General features: G+C 47.7%; 18 protein-coding genes. 13 read left to right on the forward strand and 5 right to left on the reverse strand.

Annotated elements, in window-relative coordinates; translation table 11 throughout:
- Nucleotides 1-30 precede the first annotated feature (30 nt).
- Nucleotides 31-402 carry a termination factor Rho gene (locus J2X05_RS07210; RefSeq protein WP_310070609.1) on the reverse strand — a complete coding sequence of 124 codons (372 nt, stop codon included), beginning with the start codon at nucleotides 400-402 and terminating at the stop codon, nucleotides 31-33.
- Between the two features lie 115 nt (nucleotides 403-517).
- Nucleotides 518-1,033: a DUF4142 domain-containing protein gene (locus J2X05_RS07215; RefSeq protein ID WP_310070612.1), complete on the reverse strand. Its 516-nt coding sequence runs from the start codon at nucleotides 1,031-1,033 to the stop codon at nucleotides 518-520.
- 284 nt (nucleotides 1,034-1,317) lie between these two features.
- On the opposite strand from J2X05_RS07215, the gene treS reads away from it, so the two are divergent.
- The 6 genes from treS (at nucleotide 1,318) to J2X05_RS07245 (ending at nucleotide 10,186) form a co-directional block, all read left to right on the forward strand.
- Nucleotides 1,318-4,575 (forward strand): maltose alpha-D-glucosyltransferase, encoded by a 3,258-nt coding sequence (gene treS, locus J2X05_RS07220; protein WP_310070615.1) that lies wholly within the window; start codon nucleotides 1,318-1,320, stop codon nucleotides 4,573-4,575.
- Between the two features lie 215 nt (nucleotides 4,576-4,790).
- Nucleotides 4,791-6,140, forward strand: coding sequence for an MGDG synthase family glycosyltransferase (locus J2X05_RS07225; RefSeq protein ID WP_310070618.1), 1,350 nt, complete (start codon nucleotides 4,791-4,793; stop codon nucleotides 6,138-6,140).
- Between the two features lie 62 nt (nucleotides 6,141-6,202).
- Nucleotides 6,203-6,706: a YkoP family protein gene (locus J2X05_RS07230; RefSeq protein ID WP_310070622.1), complete on the forward strand. Its 504-nt coding sequence runs from the start codon at nucleotides 6,203-6,205 to the stop codon at nucleotides 6,704-6,706.
- Nucleotides 6,687-7,397, forward strand: coding sequence for a polysaccharide deacetylase family protein (locus tag J2X05_RS07235; protein WP_310070625.1), 711 nt, complete (start codon nucleotides 6,687-6,689; stop codon nucleotides 7,395-7,397). The genes J2X05_RS07230 and J2X05_RS07235 overlap by 20 nt, the downstream gene beginning before the upstream one ends.
- A gap of 121 nt (nucleotides 7,398-7,518) precedes the next feature.
- A complete protein-coding gene (locus J2X05_RS07240) occupies nucleotides 7,519-8,985 on the forward strand; it encodes a dihydrolipoyl dehydrogenase (RefSeq protein WP_310070626.1) in 1,467 nt (488 codons plus the stop codon).
- A gap of 217 nt (nucleotides 8,986-9,202) precedes the next feature.
- Nucleotides 9,203-10,186 carry a malate dehydrogenase gene (locus J2X05_RS07245; RefSeq protein ID WP_310070628.1) on the forward strand — a complete coding sequence of 328 codons (984 nt, stop codon included), beginning with the start codon at nucleotides 9,203-9,205 and terminating at the stop codon, nucleotides 10,184-10,186.
- A gap of 80 nt (nucleotides 10,187-10,266) precedes the next feature.
- Here J2X05_RS07245 and J2X05_RS07250 read toward each other — a convergent pair whose 3' ends face one another.
- Nucleotides 10,267-11,196, reverse strand: coding sequence for a D-hexose-6-phosphate mutarotase (locus J2X05_RS07250; RefSeq protein ID WP_310070630.1), 930 nt, complete (start codon nucleotides 11,194-11,196; stop codon nucleotides 10,267-10,269).
- Nucleotides 11,197-11,365: 169 nt separating this feature from the next.
- On the opposite strand from J2X05_RS07250, the gene rapA reads away from it, so the two are divergent.
- Nucleotides 11,366-14,350, forward strand: a complete 2,985-nt coding sequence (gene rapA / locus J2X05_RS07255) for an RNA polymerase-associated protein RapA (RefSeq protein ID WP_310070633.1) — start codon at nucleotides 11,366-11,368, stop codon at nucleotides 14,348-14,350.
- Nucleotides 14,351-14,451: 101 nt separating this feature from the next.
- A complete protein-coding gene (locus tag J2X05_RS07260) occupies nucleotides 14,452-14,733 on the forward strand; it encodes a hypothetical protein (protein ID WP_310070636.1) in 282 nt (93 codons plus the stop codon).
- Between the two features lie 110 nt (nucleotides 14,734-14,843).
- Here J2X05_RS07260 and J2X05_RS07265 read toward each other — a convergent pair whose 3' ends face one another.
- Nucleotides 14,844-17,261, reverse strand: coding sequence for a TonB-dependent receptor (locus J2X05_RS07265; protein WP_310070638.1), 2,418 nt, complete (start codon nucleotides 17,259-17,261; stop codon nucleotides 14,844-14,846).
- A 277-nt stretch (nucleotides 17,262-17,538) separates the two neighbouring features.
- Between J2X05_RS07265 and J2X05_RS07270 the strand changes: the two genes are divergently transcribed.
- Nucleotides 17,539-18,462, forward strand: coding sequence for a LytTR family DNA-binding domain-containing protein (locus J2X05_RS07270; protein WP_310070641.1), 924 nt, complete (start codon nucleotides 17,539-17,541; stop codon nucleotides 18,460-18,462).
- A gap of 108 nt (nucleotides 18,463-18,570) precedes the next feature.
- Nucleotides 18,571-19,332 carry a hypothetical protein gene (locus tag J2X05_RS07275; RefSeq protein WP_310070644.1) on the forward strand — a complete coding sequence of 254 codons (762 nt, stop codon included), beginning with the start codon at nucleotides 18,571-18,573 and terminating at the stop codon, nucleotides 19,330-19,332.
- A 106-nt stretch (nucleotides 19,333-19,438) separates the two neighbouring features.
- On the opposite strand, the gene J2X05_RS07280 is transcribed toward J2X05_RS07275, so the two are convergent.
- Entirely contained in the window at nucleotides 19,439-21,295 is a 1,857-nt protein-coding gene (locus J2X05_RS07280) for a DEAD/DEAH box helicase (protein ID WP_310070648.1), read from the reverse strand.
- Nucleotides 21,296-22,014: 719 nt separating this feature from the next.
- On the opposite strand from J2X05_RS07280, the gene J2X05_RS07285 reads away from it, so the two are divergent.
- From J2X05_RS07285 to J2X05_RS07295, 3 genes are read left to right on the forward strand one after another with little or no spacing between them, the layout of a single operon-like run.
- Nucleotides 22,015-22,857 carry a 4-alpha-glucanotransferase gene (locus J2X05_RS07285; RefSeq protein WP_310070651.1) on the forward strand — a complete coding sequence of 281 codons (843 nt, stop codon included), beginning with the start codon at nucleotides 22,015-22,017 and terminating at the stop codon, nucleotides 22,855-22,857.
- A gap of 22 nt (nucleotides 22,858-22,879) precedes the next feature.
- Nucleotides 22,880-23,299 carry an HIT family protein gene (locus tag J2X05_RS07290; protein WP_310070653.1) on the forward strand — a complete coding sequence of 140 codons (420 nt, stop codon included), beginning with the start codon at nucleotides 22,880-22,882 and terminating at the stop codon, nucleotides 23,297-23,299.
- Between the two features lie 42 nt (nucleotides 23,300-23,341).
- Nucleotides 23,342-24,058, forward strand: a complete 717-nt coding sequence (locus tag J2X05_RS07295; RefSeq protein ID WP_310070656.1) for a hypothetical protein — start codon at nucleotides 23,342-23,344, stop codon at nucleotides 24,056-24,058.
- The last annotated feature ends 369 nt before the right edge of the window (nucleotides 24,059-24,427 follow it).

Genomic DNA, 24,427 nt, shown 5'->3' on the forward strand with positions numbered 1-24,427 from the left:
TTTTTACGCACAGAATTTTGCGTCGTAATATCAGCGCTTCTGTCTTAGTGCCAGAATGAGCTCAACTTTACTCATTGTAGAGCGGCCGCTGATATGTTTTTTACGCGCCTTCGATCTCAGTGCGGCGATGGATTGCTTTTCAAGTGCATTGGGTTCAGCTTTTGCTTGACGTGTTTCTGCTGCATGCTCCGCCGAATCTTTACGCGCCGCTTCTTTTGTCGTTTCCGGTGTCGTAGTGCCAGAGCCGGAGCGCTCACCACCGCCCGAATGTTTGTTTACCGTGGCCCATGCAATTTGTTCCGCTTTTTCATGCGAAACGCCTTTGGCTTCATAACTGTCTTCAATGTGTTCCGCCTTTCGCTTTTGGGCGTCGGTATATTTTTGCTTGCTGCCGATAGCCATATGAATCTCCCGGATTTTTGTGCTATTAGAAAGCGTTGCTGAGTTTCCGTTTTCAGAATAACGCCGCCTGCAGCGCAGCGATCAAATCGCTACGCAGCTGAAGGAAGTTGCTGATTTATTCCTTGTCGTGCGCAGCGACCAACGCTTTTGCCATTTTTAAATGGTGTTGCAATTTGGGTAGAGTTTGTTTGGCAAATGCGGCGATTTCTGCGTCATCAGACACTGCAGCTTGCTGAAACAGCTCGATAGTATCTTCGTGAGCCGAAACCTGATTTTTTGCATAGGCTTCGTCAAAGGATTCACCATCGCGTTGCTCCAATACGAATTTCTTTGCTTTGGTAGTCAGCTCTGCTTCATCCGACACCTCAAGATTTTTCCGGCTTGCGATGCCTGCCAATTCCATATTGGCAGCGGTGTGATCGCTAATCATTTTTTGTGCAAATGCTTGCACATCGGGTGAGCTTGATTTCTCCAATGCCAGTTTTGCACCTTCAACTTCGGCGACACCTTTGGCCGACACTTCTTCGACAAAATCATCTGCGTCAATTTTATCTACAGCAAAGGTCAGGCTCGAGGTTGCACCGAAAATGCACACAAGCGCGCTATTAGTCAGTAGTTTTTTGATAGTCATCGTTAGTACCTCTTTTTGGATTAATCCTTATAAATCTGGTTTGAAAAATTAATCGGTTTAACCAGATTGGTTTGACGATAGGTTCACTACCTACCTTAGGTTAATCCTGCCAAGAAAAATGAGGGGCTTCGGTGTGGTATCTAACCTATAACTAAAAAAGTTAAAAAAGGTGGAATACGTAAACGCCGCCAGCGAAATAAATGCATATGTTATGTGCCGCACAGTGGGATAGTTGTCGTTCAGTTATACCTATTAGCAATCCTATCGCGTGGAAGCGCATTTCTATGACTGAAAAAAGCAACAATTTTCTCAAGAACGATTTTCTCAATGACATCACCTGGTACAAAGACGCCATTATTTATCAGGCGCATGTCAAGTCGTTTTTTGATGCTAATAATGATGGAGTAGGGGATTTTGTAGGGTTAATGGAGAAACTGGATTACATTGTTGACCTCGGCGTCAATGCTATTTGGTTATTGCCTTTTTATCCTTCACCTATGCGCGATGATGGCTACGATATTGCGGAGTACCGCAGTGTGCATTCTGCGTATGGCAGCTTGGGTGATGTGCGTCGATTTATTACCGAGGCGCATAAGCGGGGCTTGCGGATTATTACTGAGCTGGTCATTAACCATACCTCTGACCAGCATGCTTGGTTTCAGAAATCCCGACGCGCAAAAAAAGGTTCCAAAGCGCGAAATTTTTATGTGTGGTCTGATACCAATCAAAAATATGAAGGGACACGAATTATCTTTTCAGATACTGAGAGTTCCAACTGGACCTGGGACCCGCTCGCAGGTCAATATTTTTGGCATCGTTTTTACAGCAACCAACCGGATTTAAATTTTGATAATCCCGACGTATTAAAAGAAGTGCTGAGTATCATGCGCTTTTGGTTCGATATAGGTGTTGACGGTTTGCGTTTGGACGCAATTCCCTATCTGGTTGAACGCGAGGGAACTAGCAATGAAAATTTGCCGGAAACCCATGAGGTATTGAAAAAAATCCGTGCCGAATTAGATGCGAATTACCCCGATCGTTTGCTGTTAGCAGAAGCCAATTTATGGCCTGAGGATATCCAGCAATATTTTGGCAACGGCGATGAATGCCATATGGCATTTCACTTTCCGTTGATGCCGCGCATGTACATGGCTATTGCGCAGGAGGACCGTTTTCCTATTATCGATATTTTGCGGCAAATGCCGGAGATACCCGCCAATTGCCAGTGGGCGATTTTCTTGCGCAACCACGATGAATTAACGCTGGAAATGGTGACCGATCAAGAGCGCGACTATTTGTGGAATCACTATGCAGCCGATCAGCGGGCGCGGATTAATTTGGGCATACGCCGCCGCTTGGCACCACTGGTTGAGCGTGACCGCCGCCGCATTGAATTATTAAATAGTTTGCTGCTCTCAATGCCCGGCACACCGACTTTGTATTACGGCGATGAAATCGGCATGGGCGATAATATTTTCCTCGGTGACCGTCACGGTGTGCGTACACCTATGCAGTGGTCCGATGATCGCAATGGCGGTTTTTCCCGCGCTGATCCGGCCAGTCTTATCGCCCCGGCAATTATGGATCCACTTTACGGTTTTCAAAGTGTGAATGTGGAAGCGCAAGCGCGCGATACGCATTCGCTGCTCAATTGGACGCGGCGTATTCTGGCTATTCGCAAGCAGCAAAAAGCGTTTGGGCGCGGCAATTTAAAAATGCTGACTCCGGCTAATCGCAGGATACTCGCTTATTTGCGTGAGTATTCAAGTGCGGAAGGTGTGAGTGAAATTATTTTGTGCGTGGCAAATGTGAGCCGTGCAGCACAGGCAGCTGAGTTGGATTTGTCAGCCTATGCCGGAAAAATTCCGGTTGAGCTTATTGGCGGAACCTCTTTTCCATTGATCAGTAAATTGAATTACCAACTCACTTTGCCACCCTATGGTTTTTATTGGTTTTTATTGGTGGATGAGGCGCAAATGCCCAGCTGGTATGTGGCGCCAGTCGAACCTATGCCTGAACTCACGACCATTATTATCAAGCAGAGCCTGCTTGAATTAATTGAATCCGAACCAGTGCGCGCGCATATCGAAACCGAATCTTTACCCGTGTATTTGCCGAAATGTCCCTGGTTTGCGTTATCGGGGCGTCCAATTTCCTCAGTAGAGCTGCGCTATGCGCTTCCTTTAGGCGACCCTTCTGATTTGTTGGTATTGACGGAAGTAGCCGTCCAGCGCGACGCAACGGAAGAAATATATTTTTTACCAATGGGAGTAGTGGCTGATCATTTGGCGGGGACACCCGCACAACAATTAGCTTTAGCGCGCTTACGCCAAAAACGGCGCGTGGGTTTACTGACAGATGCATTCACTCTGCCGGACTTTAGTCGCAAGCTAATGCGCTACATGCGCGAGTCAGCGGTACTGCCTTTTGGTACTGGTGAGTTGCATTTTATTGCTCGACCAATGTTGGCGAGTTTTGATGCGACTCTGGATGAGGATATTAATCTCGCACCTACAATGAGCATCAATGGTTCAGTCATTATCGGCGAGAAAATGCGCTTGAAGCCGCTGCGTAAAGTGTTCGCCGGTATTCACCCTGAAGTAGAGATTGGCGCCTACCTTGGCGACCACAAATTTCCGAATATTGCGCCCATTTATGGTGAGATGAAGCGTGTCAACGCACAAGGTGAAACCTTCACATTGATCATCTTGCAAGATTTTATTAGCAATCAGGGAGATGCATGGCAGTGGACGCAAAATACCTTACAGCGTGCATTGCGCGACCAGCTTTCAGCCGGCAGTTCTTCAATGGACATGCAATACCCGGCACTGCGGGAATTAAAAAGCTTTGCTAATTTACTCGGCCAGCGATTGGGCGAAATGCATGTTGTATTGGCACAACCAAGTGACGATCCACGTTTTGGTGTGCGGCCAATTCACGCCGCAGACACCGCAGAATGGGTAGACGCTATTGGGCGGCGGTTTGCCAAAGCGCTGGAAATATTACGTAATCAAAACACGCGCGATGCGAATTGGCTGATCGCACGTGCAGAAAAAATACAGCAGTTAATGGCGCAACTCGGCACTCGCGCACTCGGTGGTATACGCACACGTATTCATGGCAACCTCAATCTGGTACAGGTACTGGTCGTGGCGGGTGATGCCTATTTCGTAAATTTTGAAGATGCCTCCCACCAAAATCCATTGCGGGATGTCGCCGATATGTTGTGTGCATTTAATGATGCTGCGGCGTTGGCCATTCGCAACGCGCAGACAACTAACGTGTCGTCCGATAGTGAAGAAATTCGTCGTTTAATCGTTGCTTACACCTCTGCGGCCAGTGTGGCTTTTTATGATGCCTATGTGGGTGCTGCGAATGAACTGGCTCAACACTGGTCGCAACGCGGTGGTGAAGCCGCAGCGCTTGCACTGTTTTGTTTGGATAATCGTGCGCGTGAAATTATTAAGGCGGAGCACCGCCCGGATTGGTTAGATGTACCCTTGCGCGATTTAACTGAAATGATCCTCAAGTACCAATATTAACGAATAACCTTTTTATTCCGCTAAGGGTATAAACAGCACTGTTTTAGGAAGTGGTTCATATGTGGCTTGGCGTACCGAAGATCGCATAAGAGGTGATTAATCTTAAGCTCTCATTGATACACAAGCAGCTTTGTTTGTAAGCTAATCGTTGTTGCTCATGCAGATTATGACGATAAACCTGTTACAAATACGCTGCATTTTAAAAAGGAAATATTATGAAATGCCTATTTCTCACGTCTAGTCCCGGTTACGGCCACACCCGCGCTGCAGAGGCCATTGATATGGCGCTCCAGTGCCGGTATCCCGGTATTGAAACGGAATATTTAAATATCACCAGTCTGCTCGATAGTCACGTGAGTAATGCCATTCAGGACGGTTATCTCAGGATGACTGCAGAACAGCCAGAGCTGTATCAAAAACTGTATGACATGGACAAAAATTTCTATCGCCAACTCGCAGGAAAAATTCCTGCGGATCAAAACTTGATAGATTTTCTTGAAGAGCAGCAGCGACGATTTTTTCCAGAAGTGTTTGAGCGTTCCCGGTTTTCACTGCCTGTATTTTACAAAAGTCTTGATAGTGCGTTATTAAATACCTTGATTAACAGCATTTGCAACCGCGAAAAAATTCCAGCCGGAAGGCTCCTGACCCAAGGGTTGCTCGTGTTGATTTTTAACATTCTTGCTGCGCGTGTAAGAAAGTTTGTCAATGAATATAAACCGGATATTTTAATTGCCACCCAAATGTACCCTAATGCATTGCTATCGCACTCCATTAAAAAAGGCTTGATTAAACAACCAGTGATAGGCGTGCTTACCGATTACGGTGTACATGGTGTATGGGTGCGCAACACAACGGACACCTACTGTGTTAGTCATGAAGACGTTGCTGCAGAGTTACGCAAGCAGGGTATAGCCGCAGACCGTATAAAAGTAACGGGAATCCCCTTGGTGCCAGCATTTTCCAATATTCCTACCCAGTCCCAAGCGCGTGCGCATCTTGGATTGGATTCATGTCCAACCGTTTTAATAACTGGAGGTCAGTGCAGCATAGGTGTTTTAAATGCAGTTCAAAAATTATTGAATGACGAGTATCACAATTATCAAATATTGGTGACGGCAGGGAAGCACACGGCTGATATGGAGACATTGCAACAACTCGCCAGACATCATCAGCATCGTTTTAGATTGTATGGCTGGTGCAGCGACATCAGTTACTTGATCTGCGCTGCCGATGTGGTTGTGGGTAAACCCGGTGGTTTAACCTTAAGTGAAACGCTAGCGTGTGGACGACCTTTTATTGCTACCTGCTGTTTAGGTGGGCAAGAAGCGCATAACGTGCAATTTTTGCAAACCAATAAAGTGGGGCTGCAAGCGGGCTTGGAGCAATTGCCGCAGGTATTGGATGAGCTGTTCAGTAATACAGAACTGTTGCGAAATATGAAAAGAAACGCTTATCAATTGGGTCGGCCTGATGCGGCTATGGCAGTTGTTGCAGAACTGGAAAATATCCTGCAACAGGATGACGACCGTTATATAGAGCCAACAAGCGCTTTCGGATTATGAAGAGCCATTTGTTCTATCGATTTATGTGCTGGTACGACGCCTATTGGCGCCGCACTCACGGCGTGGAAAAATTTGACGAGTTACTGAGTTTTTCGTTTGAAAAATACGCGGGTGAACGTCGTATTATGAATGATGGCACCTGGATTGAGCCTGGAGATTGGTTAGCCATCTTACATTTTAATCGCGAATGTTTTGCCAGCTCTTCGGCTAATCCAAAAGATTACATCCGCAACGCTTTACGATTCAGGAAGCTAATCTTGTCATCTCTAAGGAAATTGGCGCTGGATGTAATTGCGAACGAAAAATTTGTCATGGTAAAAGCGTTTCACGGTGTTAGCTGGTTACCACCACATGGCGAAAAATTGGGTTTTCTTATTGAGCGCCTACCAGATTCTATGTTGAATCAGGTGCGGACGTTATATTTTAAAATTCTGTTAAACACATTTTTTCCGCATCTTGCGGCGGCGGAAAAAAATCGCGTTCAACCGCATGCCTATTGGTTGACCCGCCAAAGTTTACTTAAAAATTTTACGCCGGAGTCATCGCATGAGCCTCTTATTCATTAACAATACAGGGCTCGCCTCTGTTTCATCTGTCAATCGGGTTTTGCCTCCGCCTGTGCATAAAGTGCCAGCTCCAGACATTATTGCATTATCAGAAATCAATCCGGCTCATTCGATTTGTTTAACCTTTGATGACGGGCCAGACCCGTTATATACCCCGAAAATACTTGACGTGCTGGCCGATCATCAAGCTAAGGCGACTTTTTTTGTATTAGGTAAGGCGGCTGAGCAATTTCCTCATTTGGTAGAGCAGATACTGCAAGCGGGGCATTCCATCGGTAACCACACTTACAGTCACCGTCATCCCTGGGGGATGTCATCAGAACAAGCTAAGCAAGAAGTGGTTCAAACAAATTTGGTGATTAACACTATTGCCGGAATAACACCGCGCTGGTTTCGCCCGCCCTTTGGACGTTTGCGCACTGCTATGCGCGTGCAAGCACACAGCGAGCAAATGACTACGGTGTTGTGGAGCCGCAGTATTATTGATTGGGGTTTTTGCGGAACCAAAGTGGGTATAGCGAGGCGCTTGGATCAAATAAAGTCTGGGGATATTGTGCTCATGCATGATGGAAGGCCCGGGCACAATCATCCCGATATTACTTATCAATGTTTACCCGGTTTTCTTCGCTCGCTTGCGGATAAATGTTTGGTGGCACGTAATCTTGATGAGGTTATATATCGCGCCGACTAAGGAGAATATTGTAAACCACTGTCGTGCGAGGCTAGCAGGTTCGGGTATATGTGGGTTGCCGTACCGAATCAACTGGTGTGAATTTATACATTAAGTGATGTTTTTCTATTGCGAGGATTTGATGAAAATACGTCACGTTGATATTGCTGTCATTGGCGCCGGCACTGCCGGTTTGAGCGCTTACCGCGAAGCGCGAAACTACACTGATAACCTTGTCCTGATCGAGGGCGGTGCTTACGGAACAACCTGCGCACGCGTTGGTTGTATGCCGAGTAAATTGCTTATTGCAGCGGCTGATCACGCCCATCACGCCAGCCAAAACGGTGTTTTTGGAGTGGATTACCCAACGCTCTTTATCAATGGGCAAGCGGTTTTGAAACGTATCAGGTATGAGCGGGATAGATTTGTCGGTTCTGTCGTTGAGGCTATTGATGAATTTCCCATTCAACATAAAATCAAAGCCCAAGCTAAATTTATCTCCACCCGCGAACTGGAACTAACCGGTGCTGATGGTTCCGTGTCGCAAGTGCGTGCTGAACGAATTGTTATCGCAACTGGTTCAATATCCGTCATTCCCGATTTTCTTCAGGGGGTGGGCGGGCGCTTGTTAACCAGTGACGACTTGTTTGAATTGGACAACTTACCCAAATCGGTTGCAATTTTTGGTGCTGGTGTAATCGGGTTGGAATTGGGGCAGGCATTGAGCCGGCTGGGTGTGAAGGTTGCCGTGTTTGGTAAAAACGGCGAGCTTACTTTCATTAAAGATCCAGCAATCAGTGAATATGCGGATGCTGAATTCAACCGCGAATTCTGTTTGGATTTAAATGCCTTTATCAATATTGTGCGCACCGAAAAGGATTCGGTGATTGTTGAATATCGTCATCGCGAAAAAGGAATGGTCGAGGAAGCTTTTGATTATGTGCTTGCTGCAACAGGACGTCGGCCGAACATCGATACACTCGCGTTGGAAAATGCAGATATCGAATTGGATCATAGAGGAATTCCATTTCATGATCGGTATACAGGGCAGTGCGGTTCCAGTTCAATTTATATAGCGGGCGATGTATCCAATGACATCCCTTTGCTTCATGAGGCTGCTGATGAAGGACGAATTGCAGGCGGTAATGCGGGGCGTTCGTTAAGAAACCCTGAAGATATACGCGCTGGCTTGCGGCGAACGCCGTTAAGCATTGTATTTACCGATCCGCAAATTGCCAGTGTCGGACAGAATTTGGAGGAAATCAGAAAAAATTGCGGCAATTGTTATGCAATCGGTGAAGTCAGCTTTGAAAATCAGGGGCGCGCCCGTGTAATGAATAAAAACCGCGGACTGCTGCGAGTCTACGGTGAAAAAGGCACAGGTTTACTGTTAGGCGCTGAAATGTTTGGTCCTGCAGTGGAACATATCGCCCACCAGCTGGCGTGGGTTATACAAATGCGGATGACCGTGTCCCAAATCCTCGAGTTACCTTTCTATCACCCCGTGCTGGAAGAGGGGATGCGCACGGCTTTACGCGATCTTAATCATAAGTTGCATAAAACGGCGCGGATGCCGGACGCCTGCCTGGATTGTGGCCCGGGCGCTTAGCGGCAAGCGTTCGCTAATTGCTTCATTAATGACCGATCTGGTTTTGAGTCAAGGCTCGCGGATGAAATCTGCGAGCCTTTCTCATTCATACGCATTAACAGGGTGAATTTTTTGCCCAAATGCCTATAATGCCCACCCGTCTTAGCAGTAAACCCTGGCACACAATGCCGAACTTTCGTTTCCTATCCAATATCACCCGAATAAATGGAGTCTCATCGTGAAAGCACCTGTAAGAGTTACCGTCACTGGCGCCGCTGGCCAAATCAGCTATTCCTTGTTGTTCCGCATTGCCGCTGGCGACATGTTGGGTAAAGATCAACCAGTAATCCTGCAATTGCTGGAAATCACCCCGGCGCTCAAAGCCCTGCAAGGCGTGGCCATGGAGTTGGATGACTGTGCATTCCCACTGTTGGCTGGTATTGTTACTACCGATGATCCTGCTGTTGCTTTCAAAGACTCAGATTACGCATTGCTGGTAGGCGCACGTCCACGTGGCCCAGGCATGGAGCGTAAAGACCTCTTGGCAGCTAACGCCGCTATTTTCTCTGTGCAAGGTAAAGCGATTGATGACCATGCGTCACGCAACATCAAAGTATTGGTTGTAGGCAATCCAGCTAACACCAACTCCTTGATCGCCCAACGCAACGCTCCAAACATCAACCCACGTCAATTCACTGCGATGACCCGTTTGGACCACAACCGTGCGCTGTCACAGTTGGCTACCAAAACCGGCACCAGCATCAACAACATCACCAAAGCGCTGATCTGGGGTAACCACTCATCTACCCAGTATCCAGACCTGCACAACACCTTGGTTGACGGCAAACCAGCATTGAGCCTGGTTGACCAAGCTTGGTACGAAGCAGATTACATCCCAACCGTACAACAACGTGGTGCTGCAATCATTGCTGCACGTGGTGCTTCTTCAGCTGCTTCAGCTGCTAACGCGGCAATCAACCACATCCGTGATTGGGCTCTGGGCACTCCAGCGAACGATTGGGTGAGCATGGGTGTATACAGCGATGGTTCTTACGGCATCGAGAAAGGCCTGATCTACTCTTTCCCATGCGTGTGCAAAAACGGCGATTGGGAAATCGTACAAGGTTTGGAAATCAATGAATTCTCGCGTGCGCGTATGACTGCGACCGAGAAAGAATTGCAAGAAGAGCGCGATGCAGTAAAAGAATTGCTGCCTGCGTAATTCGCAATAAGTTGATGAAAAAATGCCGCTGCTTTGTGAGAAGCAGCGGCATTTTTGTTGATAATTGTTATTGTGCGTTTTTAAATTTGCTTAAACTCCATCCATGCACTTTTGCTAGTCCCTGCAGGCAAATGCCATTTTTCGCTAAGCACTGCACCACGCTCCACACAAATATAAAATTGTTCCTGACCTTCGCCAATATCCGCAATTTTTGCGGCAGCTTCACTACCCGGGTTCCACACGACAACGCTCGGGCAATTGCTGTGGGTGATTTCAATGTTGGGTGAGCCGATGATGCTGACTGTGTTGTCGATTGCGTGATAAACACGATCTACGGGTCCCGGAAAACTCACATCGCCGGATTGGTGTTTTTCTGCATAGCCTTCAAAGTTGTCGAGATACTTTCTCTCTGCCAAGCCCAGCACACGCACATCGCTCAGTGAGCTGATGCGATGGTAATTGTGCATCGCCCAACTGCACTCAAAGTCTTCGGTGTCAGTATTGTTGATGGTGATTTCAAGTTTTGCCGTCTTGCCTAATGTCATGCGCAATTCGGCTGAAAAATCGAACGGAAATAAATCGTTAGCATCGCTTAAAAATAAAAATTCCAGCTCGACGTTGCCGTCGCTCAGTAAATGCGCCTCTCCTAATTCCCAAAAATTATTGCGCGCAAAACCGTGCTTGGGTTTGGTTGGGTCGGCTTGGTTGACGCCAAACCATGGTAGGCATAGGGGAACGCCACCGCGTAGAGCGGTACCTGCGGAAAAATCGCAATTAGGGCTGAGCCAAAGCAATGGATCTCCGTTGGTGGTTTTAAATTCCAAGAGATGCGCGCCTTGCAGTGAAATGACCGCGCTGCACAATTCAGTTTCTACCACCAATAACGGCAAGCCTGTCCCGGGTGAATTGGGGTATTGTTCTTTGCTGGTGGTAAGGCGTAAGAAGCCGGATTTGGCCACCAGTTGATCCAGGTGGAGTTTGCTTTCCGCATCGGGGGTGTTGATATGCATGATGGCTTCCATTTATGTGACTAATGGGCTCGATTCTATAGAAAAGCGTGCCAGCTAACAGCCAAATTTTTTGGTTTTGTGGGCTTTAAAACAGTATGATGCGCGCCTTTTCGACAATTTTGATTTTTCTTGGGCAGTGCCCGGATACTGGAATAGAGTAGGTGCTTGAGTGAGTAGTAAGACGCAGTTTGTGGGTGGAACGGCTTTTGTCATCGGCCAGCGCTGGATTAGTGAGTCAGAAGCAGATTTGGGGCTGGGAATCGTGTTGGATGTGGCCAATCGCCGCCTTACCCTGAGTTTCCCCGCCGCGGGTGAACGCCGCACCTATGCGATAGATAATGCGCCCGTCAGCCGTGTGAAATACGAAGTGGGTGAGAAGGTTCGCCATCAGGACGGAACCAAAATCCAGATTACCAGTATTGTCGAGCAGGCTGGTTGTTTGATGTATGTCGGTCTGACTAAAGAGGGAGAGGAGTTTTCCATCCCCGAATTTGAGCTGGATAGCTTTGTGCAATTCAGTACACCGCGCGACCGTTTGTTCGCGGGGCAGATCGACAAACACAACCATTTCACTCTGCGCTACCAAACACTCCATTATCAAAACCAGCATCGCCAATCATCCATGTTTGGATTGGCGGGGCCGCGTGTGCAATTGCTGCCACATCAACTTTATATCGCCAGCGAAGTGTCCCAGCGCCATGCGCCGCGCGTGTTATTAGCAGACGAAGTGGGCTTGGGTAAAACCATCGAAGCCGGTTTGATTTTGCATCAACAATTAATGAGCGGGCGTGTGCAGCGTGCATTGATTGTGGTGCCCGCGAGTTTGCAACACCAGTGGCTGGTGGAAATGCTGCGCCGGTTTAATTTGGCATTTACGCTGCTTGATGAAGCACGCTGCAATGCTTTGGTGGGGTTGGATAGCGTTGAAGAGTCAGTCGATTACGTCGATGACTTTGCAGATGATGATTTTAAAGGCGATGACAAAGACGAGTTTGCACAAGCGGCGGATATCAGTAACCCGTTTGAAACTGCGCAGCTGGTTATTTGCTCGCTGGATTTTCTTACCAAAAATAATTATCGCTACGAGCAAGCGGTGGCGGCCGAGTGGGATTTATTATTGGTGGATGAAGCACACCATTTGCAATGGAGCGAAAAGAAGCCGAGCAAGGCCTACACCTGCATAGAAGGCTTGGCAAAAAAATCCAAAGGCCTGTTGTTGTTGACGGCAACGCCGGAGCAGTTGGGTGTTGAAAGCCATTTTGCACGTTTGCGTTTGCTCGATCCGGATCGCTATTACGATTTGGAAAAATTTGTCGCCGAGCAAAAAGCCTATCAACCTTTAAATGGTTTGGTACAAGATTTATTACAGGATCACCGTGACGATACCGGAACAATTTCCGCCGCGCTGGTTAAATCCTTAAGCGCTTATTTGCCCGTTGAAACTATCAACGAATTGCAAGCGCAAGCGGAAACCCAAAGTCTGGGCGCGGCGATAGATACCGCCATTCACTATCTATTGGACCGCCACGGCACTGGCCGCGTGTTGTTCCGCAATACGCGTAATTCTGTGAGTGGATTTCCCGAGCGTAAATTGCAAGCGCACGCGCTTAATTTGGACGATGAAGATCTTATCGCCTTACTTGAGCAACCACTGGCGACACAAATTTGCGCCGAACAATATTGGCAACAAAAAACGGAATCCGATTGGTGGACACAAGATCCGCGTGTGGTTTGGCTCGCTGAGTGGCTGCGTCAACATCGCCGGAAAAAAGTATTGGTGATCTGTGCCAACGCGGATTCTGCGCAATCAATCGAAGAGTATTTGCGTTTGCGCAAAGGCTTAACCACAGCCGTATTTCACGAAGGTTTGAATTTAATCGAACGTGACCGCGCTGCCGCTTATTTTGCTGAAGCTGAAGACGGTGCGCAGGTATTGGTCTGTTCGGAGATTGGCAGTGAAGGGCGCAACTTCCAATTTGCGCAGGATTTGGTGTTGTTTGATTTGCCTACCAATCCGGATTTGTTGGAGCAGCGTATTGGCCGTTTGGATCGTATCGGCCAAACCGCCACAGTGAATATCCATGTGCCTTATTATGAAGATACTGCACAGCAAAAATTGTTGGATTGGTATCACCAGGGTTTAAATGCCTTTGAAAAAACCTGTGCAATTGGGCAGGCGGCCTATGTCAAATTTGCTGATACGCTTTTGCCAGCATTAGTGAATAACGATGACACCACCTTTGCACAATTGTTAGACGAGACGCGCGCATTTTCCGCTGAATTGGTCGCCCAGTTACAACAGGGGCGCGATCGCTTATTGGAATTGAATTCGTGCAAGCCCGCACAAGCCGAAGCCCTGGTAGATGCCTTGGCAGAAAATGATGCGAGTAGTGTGCTGCCGATTTATATGGAGCAGGTGTTCGACAGCTTCGGTATCGATTTTGAAAAGCACAGCGAAAAAAGTTTGGTGCTGCACCCCAGCGACCATATGCGAATTGAACAATTTCCCGGTTTACCGGAAGATGGATTGACCGTGACCTATGATCGCCAACAGGCGCTATCGCGTGAGGATATGCAATTCCTCACCTGGGAACATCCACTGGTGCGCGGTGCGCAGGACCTGATATCACTCAGCGAATTTGGCAACACTGCTTTTTGTACCTTGAAATTACCGCCGCTAAAACCCGGCACCCTGATGCTGGAAGCCCTGTTTGTATTGCATTGCCCGGCACCGGCGGAATTACAGTTATTCCGCTATATGCCGCAATCCTTATTGCGGGTATTGTTGGACGATAAGGGCAAGGATTTATCCAATGTGCTGGGCATTAACCAACTGAGTAAGCTGTTGCAAAAAGTGCCACGCAACAACGCCCAAGATCTGGTTCGCCACGCGCGCCCGACCTTGACGACTATGGTGCAGAAAGCGGAAGAAATTACCGCTGCAAAGCAAACTGAACTAATTGCTGAAGCACAGGCGAAAGTTAGCGAGCAGTTGAACGGTGAACTTGCGCGCATGAAGGCGCTGAAAGATGTGAACCCGAATGTGCGCCAAGAGGAGATTGATTATTTGCAGCAGCGCTTGAGCGCAAGCCAACACTTTTTGTCGCAAGCAAAAATTCGTTTGGATGCACTGCGTGTCGTAATGACGATATAAAAATTCATTTAACCCTCATTCCCAAGCTCAGCTTGGGAATGCTTACCTAATAGATGCAATGATTCAATGGTTTTTGCCTGAATTAACCCGAGACAAACATTATGTATATTTTCTCTGCCAATGGCCGCGCAAAAAAAGCCTTCGATGATATTAAAGAAGGCCAAATGGTGCCTTTTATTGTGTATATCAATTTCAAAGATTTATTCGGCGCAGAGCACCTGTGCAAACTTTATTTGATGCGCGCAGGTTTTATTGAAATACAAATTGAAAACCGCAAACTGGTGCCTAGCAACCTGACTAGTGATCCGCGTGTGGTTGCGGCCGATAAAGCGATGGCAGAAGCATTGAAAGACGGTTATATGATCCAGATGTTTGACGAATAAACCGATGTTTGAAAAATATCCCAATGTTTGAAAAATAAATAATCTCAATAAAATCCGGCGGCTAGATGGCAGTGAATTTTTTATCAGCCGCCGGACTCATTGGTAAAATCTCACCACTCAAACATTAAGCCAACAATGGGTATTGCTTCCCCGTCTTCAATTTCCTCTTTTCCGCTGCGCTCGTTAAAATCTGAATTGCCGGGGTTTTCTGAGCCGAGCAAGTTAATGACATCAATAAATGCAATAACATTGGTGCGGCCAAAACTGCGGAGATAATCCGCGCGAAAATTCAATGAGTTGTAATTGCCGTATCTATCCGTATTGGTTGCGATAGTCTCGCGTGAATAACGCAGTGGTTGTGCATCACCCAAAACATTATCGTGGATCGTGTAAGTGTCACTGGGTTTTCCGGATGCCCATTTCCAGCGCGACGACAATTTCCACCGCTGATTGATTTCCCAAACGCCACCGATGCTCACAATATGCGGGCGGTTGAAGTCGGCATCGTATTCTGTTGCATCAGGATTATCGCGCACGCGCGCGTCGTTATAGGAATAATTGATGCTGGCTGACCAGCCATTATCGAACAGCCGCGTAAGCGCGGTATCAACACCAAAAGATTTTCCTTCGCCTGTATTGGCCAGTGTTTGATTAACATTGTCCCCGTTGACAACAAGGTTGTGCAAATCCTGGTAGTAGGGTTCGACTAACAACTCAACATCATTATTCCAGCGATAGACAAATCCTATGCTGACTTGATCGATTACTTCGTTTTCAAGTTGGCTGTTGTTTGCATCGCTGGCGCGGTCATTAAAGCGCGGCGCTTGAAAATAGCGTCCTGCGCTAGTTGTCAGACGTAGGTTGCTATTAATGAGCCAGGTAGCGCCAACGCGTGGTGATAGTAAGTCTTCACTGGAAAAATTATCGCGATCGTAACGCGCACCGGCGCGAAAGCTCCAATCATCGAGCGCGAACTCCTGGTTGGCGTAAAGTGCGTAATTGGTTTCAGTCTGTGTGTAATGATTGTTGATTGCTTGCGGTGTGAGTACTACATATTTTTGCTCGGGATTTTCTCGATAATCATTTTGATCATAGGTGTAGCGAATCCAGTCATCATCCAGTGCCAGTGAAAATGCCAAATCAACCTGGGTGATGCGCAGGCCGCTGGATAACCGGCCGAATGTATTATTGATTTCAAAATCCGTTTGTAACCCGAGTTCTTGTTCCTCGGCTTCGGAGCGAAGAATATTATTGCGCACAGGAATTGTATTGGCAGGAGCACCCGTTTCTACCAGATCCGGATAGGCTTCACCGGTGCTGCTGCGCTCATCATAATTGCGTAAATAAATTTGGTTGGTGAGTTCGCCATCGCTGCCAATCAAACGGGTCCAGGTCAGTGCAAAGAGGCTGTTATCCGCTTCGCTGTCTACCAGCTCCACATCTACATAATTGCCCGGTTCATCTTCATCCGATGCCAAAACGTTATCGATAGTGCGCTGGTATTCTTCGGGGGCGTAAATCGCCAGAAAACTTAATTGATCATTATCACCAAGTTCGCTGGTGGATTTAAAAATCACATCGGTGAGTTTGGGTGTGCCTATATCATCTAACCCGATGGTTTCAAACAACCGGCCGAAATCGTAATCGCGTGCAGAAAATAAAATAGAGGTTTGGTCGTGAAACCCGCTGGGGCCATCGTAACCAATTTCGATGCCGGCAATATCCAGGCGGGTGCGATAGGAGGGAGTATCCGGATTACCTTCGGCGACATTTAACTTCAATAAGGAACCAGCGCGACCACCATAGGCAGGGTTCCAGCCGCCCGGTTGAAATTCGGCGGTTGCGATGGTGTTGGGTGCAAAGACGGAGTAGCGCCCGCCGCCTTCAATTTCTTCCTGCTCTCCGAAGCTATCGCTGAAATGCACCACCTTATCGAATGGAATGCCGTCCACCAGAATCAAATTGTCGCGCGGACCATTGCCGCGCACGGTAAAGCTGGAGAACTCGCCATCGCCGAACAAGCCCGGCAATCCATCCAGCGAGCGCAGCACATCGCTACCACTGCCAGCGGCGCTGTTCAGTGCTTCCCCATCAATAAAGCTGGTGCCAGCCGGGTTGAGCGGATTGCCTGCAATCGTTTTTCCAACAACTAATAGTTCTTCCACACCTGGGCTGACGCCAGCAAGTTTGGTTTCTATCGGCGTTGTCTTATTATCCAGGACTCTTACTCGCGGCAGGCGCACACTTTGGTAATCCGGATGATTGATAAGCAGCGTATAGAGTCCGGCATCCAATGCATCAATTTGCACCAGGCCTTGTTCGTTCGCACGGGTTTCTGTAGTCGCACCAGCGCGCGATAGAAGGGTGATCGCGGCATTAGGGATAGGTCTCTGCGTACTGGAGTCGATCACTGTCAGGCGAATTTTCCCGGTATCCGCGAAGGTGTTGGATACATAACCTGCAAGTACCAGCGGCAGGAGTGTGTGGGTGAAACGATACAATGGGTTGGTATGCTTGTGGCGGAACATAAATGTGACGACTCCTTGAATTCATCCACGCTGTGAGTGGACTTGGTGATGTTTTGATTCCCTCGACTATACGTAGCCACTCCGGTTTTATTTCACTGGCTTGTATGAAATGTTGATATTTTTCATGAAAGGCCAGGCTGAAATTGTTTATCTTGCTTGAATCCGCTTTTCGCGCAGTTCCCCTGCGTCAAAACAGCTTGTGACCCTGATTGACTTTTGATGAATAAAAACTGCCACCCATACAAAAAAACATGCGGAATCCGAAGGGAAATGCACAATGAACGATAAACAATCAGGAAGCTACAGTATGTTAGTGAATGGGACCGTCCTGGGCGCGACGCCAATCAAAACCAGTTTGTTGTTAGTGGCTGCATCTTTGAGTGTGCTCTTTACCCTGGTGAAACCCGAAGCATCGGCCGGATTGGGATTCTGGGCGCGTTTCAGTTTTTGGGTGCTGCATATTGGAATCGGGTTATTGGCCATTTTATTGGCGAGTTACTGCTTAAGGTTTTGGCGGTTGGCGCAGCTGTCCACAGTACTATCCTTGGGTATCACCGGTGTTATAGGCGCGGCTCTGGCTGCACCGCTTTATTGTGTGGTGGAGCTAATGTATCCACCCGAGTTAATTGATGGTGCATTGGATGAGTTTGCTTCACAGGGATGGTGGCAGGCAATTGTTGCTGAGTTTGCGTGTGTGATGCCTATCATGTTGATGAGCTGGTACACCGTAAACTTACCCTATCTGTTAAATAAACCCGTGTTGACGACTATATCCGAGCCCGATGCTCCAGATGACAGTTTTGACGAGACTGAAAAAGAGATTCAAGAGCGCAAGCAGCGTTTGGAACATCTATATGAACGCCTGCCGGAGGTGCTTGGCAGGGATATAGTTGCCATTTCTTCTGATCTGCATTATCTCAATGTATATACGACGCTCGGAAAAACCATGATCTTGGGCAGTTTGAAATATTACGCCGAAGCCCTGGTGGATTCCGGTATGCAGGTGCATCGCGCCAATTGGGTTGCCAAAAAACATATTGTGAAAGTTCATATCACTACTACCGATGCTTACTGTGTCATGACTAATGGATTGAAAGTGGCCATAAGCCGCAACAAACGCAAAGAAGTAAAAAATTATTTTGGCCAATCTGTTTGCGCTCCTGCCGCTTTGGCGTCCGTTCCTTTGCGTAGAGTGAAATAAATTGCTTAAAGTGAAATGAATGCAGTGCAATAACAGCGCGAACTTTTAAACTGCTTGTGGGTCTAGAGATAAGTTTTTATCACTGGCACTTTTTCTGGCACTACAAGCATGTTGGCTAGCATTCCTGAATTCAGGGAAGTTGATTTTTCCCATCTCTCCATTGCGGGTACCAATCCAGAATCGGTCGAGCCTGTGCGCAAGCAGCGATCGACTTTGCTATGGCTGGCGTTACTTTTATCCTTGTTGCTGCATTTATCCTTACTGCTATTCCAATTTGGCGAAAAACAATTTCATCCTCAACCGACTCCAACACTCCATATTGATTTGCGTCAAACACCCGTTAAGACACCGGAAATTGCGCCAGAGATAATCACACCGGGTGTTATTGAGATCCCGCATGTTTCGAATGTAGAACCAAAGGTTGTTGCCTCGTCTGTTGTTGCGGAAAAAATTGTCACAGTTGAAAAACCGCTTGCAGCCAAACCCGCCACTCGATTGGTGATCGACCCACTGTCAGCGCAAGAGCTAAAAGAGATTGCTGAGAGACATGACGCGCAATCGGCTTCTCATTCCACTGCTGCAATCGCAGAAAATGTATTTCATCCCGGTCTGCGCGCACGGCTCTCTGCTGAGGCAAACAAACCAACACTGATGCGAGTTGAAGATTCAGGTTTGCAAACGTTTACCGATCCGGCCGGTGCAACGGTAGTGAAGTTGCCTAGTGGAGGTTGTATGAGTTCTCCCGCGAACACAAAAATCGGCGCACCCAAAAATTGGTATTTCACAGCCTGCGGTGGTCAATCGGAAAGTGAAAAAATGTTGGAGCGGGTGAATAGCGATGTAAAGGGAAAGCTGCGATTTGATGAATAAAAAAATCGCCATAACATTTGCATGTTATGACGACAAGGGAGTTTAAGTAGCCGAATTATTCATCCGACTACTTAACAAGAAACTCAATATTAATAATCGCTACAAATTAATCGGTTTTCTTTGGGCGAAAGCTGGTTTTTTTGCCATCGCGCTCGCCGAAGCGTGGTTTGTCACGGCCGCCATCTTTATTGCCAAAGTCACGGCCACCACCTTCTCGCGGACCAAAGTCACGTTTTGGTTTGCGGCTAAAATCATCGCCGCCAGTGCGTGGGCCAGTATCCAGAGAAATTTCCAATGGGCGGTTACGCACGCGCACTTTTTTCAATTTGGCAAGAATGTCTTTTGAAATGCCGGTGGGCAAATCGACAGTAGAAAACTCATCGTGCAATTTGATGTGGCCGATGAAACGGCTCTCGATACCTGCTTCATTAGCGATAGCGCCAACGATATCGCCTGGGCGAGCTTCGTGGTTGCGACCCACCTCAATGCGGTAGCGATCCATGTTCTCGTCATTGTGCTCGCGGCGCGGGCGATCTTCACGTGAGCCGCGATCGCGTCCACCATCACGACCACCGCGATCATCACGCGAGCTACGCTCATCGCGGCCGCCACGTTCACTGCGCTCACGCTCAGGTTTCACATCGGTAAATTTCACTTGCAATGGACGCTCGCGTTGTAACAAAAAGGCGAGGGCAGAGGCAATTTGTTCTGGCGATACATCATTTTTGTGGCTGTATTCAGCCAGCAAATCGTTAAAGAAGCTCAGGTCAGCTTGCGCTTGCAAGGTGTCGGTGATTTGCTGGGTAAATTGGTCGATACGATGTTTGGTAACCGTTGCACCACTCGGTAATTCCATCAAAGTGATGGGCTTTTTAGTTGCCTTTTCGATGGTATAAAGCAAACGCTTTTCACGTGGAGCAACGAACAAAATCGCTTTACCACTGCGACCAGCGCGGCCAGTACGACCAATACGGTGAACATAGGCTTCGCTATCGTACGGAATATCGTAGTTCACCACGTGGCTTACACGTTCAACGTCAATACCGCGCGCGGCAACGTCGGTGGCGATAACGATATCGAGCTTGTTGGTTTTCAATCGCTCAATGGTGCGCTCGCGCAATTGTTGGTTCATATCGCCGTTGAGTGCAGAGGCAGAGTAACCACGTGCTTCCAATTTTTCGGCGAGTTCAACGGTGGCAGTTTTGGTGCGCACAAAAATAATCATACCGTCGAAAGGTTCAACTTCCAGAATGCGGGTGAGCGCATCGAGTTTGTTGGTGCCGCTGACCATCCAATAAACCTGCTCAATATTGGCATCGGTTGATTGGCTGCTGGCGATTTTAATTTCGGTGGCGTTGTTCAAATAATTGTTGCACACATGGCGAATTTCTTTCGGCATGGTGGCAGAGAACAATGCGGTCTGGCGAGTCTTTGGCGTGTGTTCCAAAATCCATTCAACGTCATCGATAAAACCCATACGCAACATTTCGTCGGCTTCATCGAGTACCAGTGCTTTTAAATTATTGAGATTCAAACTGCCGCGACGCAAGTGATCCATTACGCGACCTGGAGTACCTACAACTACGTGGGCACCGCGTTTTAATGAGCGCAGTTGGCTCGTCATATCCTGGCCGCCGTAAATCGGCAGCACGTGGAAACCAGGAATTTCACTGGCGTATTTTTGGAAAGCTTCTGCAACCTGGATCGCGAGTTCGCGCGTCGGTGCCAATACCAAAATTTGTGGATCTGCTTGCTTGGTGTCAATGCGAGACAACAAAGGCAATGCAAATGCCGCCGTTTTACCGGTGCCGGTCTGTGCCATGCCGAGTATATCGCCACCCGCAAGCAACACGGGAATTGCAGCTGCTTGAATGGGTGATGGTTGCTCGTAGCCAACTTTTTGGATGGCGCGCATAACGGGTTCAGAGAGGGCTAAATCGGAAAACATAATGGGTTCAGACATGTAATAACCTGTGTTTAAACATAAAAATCGCACGCAAAAAATCACGAGACAACAGCGAAACGCTGCATCTGTACTTTTTTACGGTTTGATTCTTATTAGTTTTTTAATGGGTGTTTGCGAAAAGCATCGCCCAATATAAAGGAGGGCAACAGTGAATGGGCAAACACAATAAAGTGGGGGGCGATGATTGATCGCTAAGCGTATGAACTACATACAAGGTTCGGCTGCGTGTGAAATTAACTCAAGGAGTCAGGGCACAAGTGCAGTCGTAAAAGGCGATTTAATCAACGAATTCCCGCGTCATCTGCAAAGCAGACGTTTATGCAATCCACAAACTCCGATTCGTATAACCGATTGCATACTATGGGGCAGGCTGAAGAGATTTGAAAAACAGAATCGATCAGCGTAAATATCTACCAAGTGTCTAAAAATATAACAAATGGTCGGGCAGCCCTCAGACATCCAGTCTGTTCAGCATTTACCCCATGGCAAGACATTCACGATCAAGAGAGGGGTTACTGAAAGTGCGCGGAGTATAGAGGCTTGCGGCTTTCAAGGCCAGTTAAATTTGAATCCCGTCGCAAATTAGTGCTAAGCCGGCGCAATATCGCGCACAAAATTGCATAAGTGAGCGCCCTTGGCGAAACGGACTGTTCGGCGCGAGGGGCTGGGTTTACACTTCTATCCTTAATAAAGATTCCCTTTTATGGCTGAATGTTATGGCTGAACGACATATCTCTACCACCGCGCTTGCCCGTCTGATTAATAAGGAGAGCAAAGAGCTATTTATCCTGCTGACTACCGGTGGCTGGATCGTCAAAGTGGATAACCATTGGCAGCTGACCGAGAAAGGTAAGTTTGAGGGTGGCATTTACGTCAATCATCCCAAATATGGCGAATATATTGCCTGGCCAGAATCGATCCAGCAGCATCCGCTATTAAAGCTCCTACCGGAAGCTCCTTTGAGTGCGACCAATCTTGCCCATAAATGGGATATTCCCGCGCGCCTCGTTAATTTGTTGCTCGCCGAGAAAGGGTTGATCAAGAAACATATTCGCGGCTGGCTGATAACCGCCAAAGGCAAGAAGATGGGCGGGCAGCAACAGGAAGCTGACTCCGGCATCCCTTTTGTAACCTGGCCGGAAACAATTCTGGATGAACCCGAGCTTATCGCCTCGCTCTTGCAAATTACTGGCGATGAAGGCTTAGCTGGTCATCCAACACTAGATGGTCACAGTGTGAATAACGCAGTGCAGCGCCGCATCGATAATTGGCTGTACCTGACCCGTGTTATCCATGCACGCGATTATTCTCTGTTGTGGGATCTGGATTCTGCGGTTGCGGATTTTTATTTGCCTGATGCTGAGCTTTGTATCGAGTGTTGGGCCGATGAACTCGGATTGGAAAACAACCGTGCGGCGGTGATTAGCGGCGAACTGGAAAAAAATCAGGCCTACAAAAAACACAAGGTTGCTTACGTCGAGTTTCGCGATGAAAATATTCATCAGGTAGACGAAATACTCGCGCGGGAATTGTTGCGGCGTGGCATTGCCGTTTATTAATAAATAGTTTTAGGAGTTTCTCATGGCAAGTGTTTTTACAATGATTATGGAAGGAAAAATCCCCGGTAATTTTGTCTGGAAAGATGACAAGGCCGTCGCCATCCTGACTATTCAGCCTATACGCCAGGGCCATGTGTTAGTGATCCCGCGCGCAGAGATTGATCAGTGGAGCGACTTGCCATTGGATCTTGCGTCACACTTAATGCAAGTGAGCCACAACATCGCCAACGCATTGAAAGTGGCTTATCCCGCAACCCGCGTTGGTTTTATGATCGCAGGCCTTGAGGTTCCCCACACCCATATTCACTTGGTGCCCATGGACTCAATGGATGATTTAAGTTTCGCGTTTGCAAAAAATGCCGATGGTGAGGTGTTAAAACAAACAGCCGAAAAAATTCGCGGCGTTTTACAAGGGCAGGGTTTTGTTGAGGCGAAGGTCTAATTACAGCACGCATCCAACTATTCGCGAGTTGGATGCGTATTTATGTCCTATATGAATCTCTTACTCGCAACCAATTCGCTGCTTTTCTGGCTAACCACCTGTATCACCCTCCCGATTTTATTATTGGCAGTCCGCCATGCTCCCTGGCAACAAGTGCTCACTAGCCAAGCACGCCAACATGCATTATTTGCCACCATACTTGCGCTGGCGCTGTTGTGGCTGTTGCAAGTATCGGTGCGCGATACCTTGGCAATTCATCCTTTATTAATGACAGTCACCACCATGGTATTTGGCTGGAGCCTTGCGACCTTAATCGGAGCCATGGCTTTGGTTGCGCTGGAGATCTATCAAGTACCGCTACATGCACTCACACTGGATTGGGATGTCGCCGTCGCACAGTTTGATTTGAGCACCTTGCCGGTCGATTTTTGTTTAAGCGTCGCTGTGCCGGTGGGATGGGCCTGGTGTGTACTTTGGTTGGTGGATCGCTGGAAGTTCAAAAATCCTTTCACCTATTTCTGGGGTGTTGGATTTTTTGGCGCGATGCTAAGTTGTATCTGGCTCGGCCTTGCTGCCATGTTGTTATTTGCAGTTACAGGTAGTGATGTTCAGTTCGCAACTACTCAAGAGCATTTCATTGTTTTTGTGTTGATGACCTTTCCCGAAGGTTTTGTAAACGGTCTTATCGCTACGGTGATGACGGTGTTGTATCCCGACATGGTGAAAACCTATCGCGATGATTGGTATTTAAAAGATTAAACCTGGTGCATAAAAAGTAACCTCGCGTTAATTCTACCTCCGCTTTCTTTTTATCTTCTTTTCCATGCCTTCTGCCGAGTGCGACTTTCGGTAGCCTTGGTATTTTCTCGCGCTTGTGCCCGTCTGCGCGTTTATCCAGCATTAAAAACAGTGAATAATCCGACCCATATTCTCCGGATTGTTTAAGTTGGTTTGTTGAAACTCTTTATAAATCAATTAATTAAAAGTGGGTCGCTTTTCCGTCAAAACTGAGCCGGAGCATTTTGCGTCTGGCGCCAAAGTGAAGCGACTACCTATTTTCCGTTGGGTAACTATGGCTGCACTGGAGATAAGCCAGCCTACACTGGGAGGAGAGACCCAGTGTCAGGT

Origin of the sequence: Cellvibrio fibrivorans (assembly GCF_031457055.1) — a bacterium.
Lineage (GTDB): Bacteria > Pseudomonadota > Gammaproteobacteria > Pseudomonadales > Cellvibrionaceae > Cellvibrio > Cellvibrio fibrivorans.

Coding starts and splice junctions, on each gene's coding strand:
- J2X05_RS07210 (WP_310070609.1), bottom strand. CDS start 402: ATGGCTATCGGCAGCAAGCAAAAATATACCGACGCCCAAAAGCGAAAG.
- J2X05_RS07215 (WP_310070612.1), bottom strand. CDS start 1,033: ATGACTATCAAAAAACTACTGACTAATAGCGCGCTTGTGTGCATTTTC.
- treS (WP_310070615.1), top strand. CDS start 1,318: ATGACTGAAAAAAGCAACAATTTTCTCAAGAACGATTTTCTCAATGAC.
- J2X05_RS07225 (WP_310070618.1), top strand. CDS start 4,791: ATGAAATGCCTATTTCTCACGTCTAGTCCCGGTTACGGCCACACCCGC.
- J2X05_RS07235 (WP_310070625.1), top strand. CDS start 6,687: ATGAGCCTCTTATTCATTAACAATACAGGGCTCGCCTCTGTTTCATCT.
- J2X05_RS07240 (WP_310070626.1), top strand. CDS start 7,519: ATGAAAATACGTCACGTTGATATTGCTGTCATTGGCGCCGGCACTGCC.
- J2X05_RS07250 (WP_310070630.1), bottom strand. CDS start 11,196: ATGCATATCAACACCCCCGATGCGGAAAGCAAACTCCACCTGGATCAA.
- J2X05_RS07260 (WP_310070636.1), top strand. CDS start 14,452: ATGTATATTTTCTCTGCCAATGGCCGCGCAAAAAAAGCCTTCGATGAT.
- J2X05_RS07265 (WP_310070638.1), bottom strand. CDS start 17,261: ATGTTCCGCCACAAGCATACCAACCCATTGTATCGTTTCACCCACACA.
- J2X05_RS07270 (WP_310070641.1), top strand. CDS start 17,539: ATGAACGATAAACAATCAGGAAGCTACAGTATGTTAGTGAATGGGACC.
- J2X05_RS07275 (WP_310070644.1), top strand. CDS start 18,571: ATGTTGGCTAGCATTCCTGAATTCAGGGAAGTTGATTTTTCCCATCTC.
- J2X05_RS07280 (WP_310070648.1), bottom strand. CDS start 21,295: ATGTCTGAACCCATTATGTTTTCCGATTTAGCCCTCTCTGAACCCGTT.
- J2X05_RS07285 (WP_310070651.1), top strand. CDS start 22,015: ATGGCTGAACGACATATCTCTACCACCGCGCTTGCCCGTCTGATTAAT.
- J2X05_RS07290 (WP_310070653.1), top strand. CDS start 22,880: ATGGCAAGTGTTTTTACAATGATTATGGAAGGAAAAATCCCCGGTAAT.
- J2X05_RS07295 (WP_310070656.1), top strand. CDS start 23,342: ATGTCCTATATGAATCTCTTACTCGCAACCAATTCGCTGCTTTTCTGG.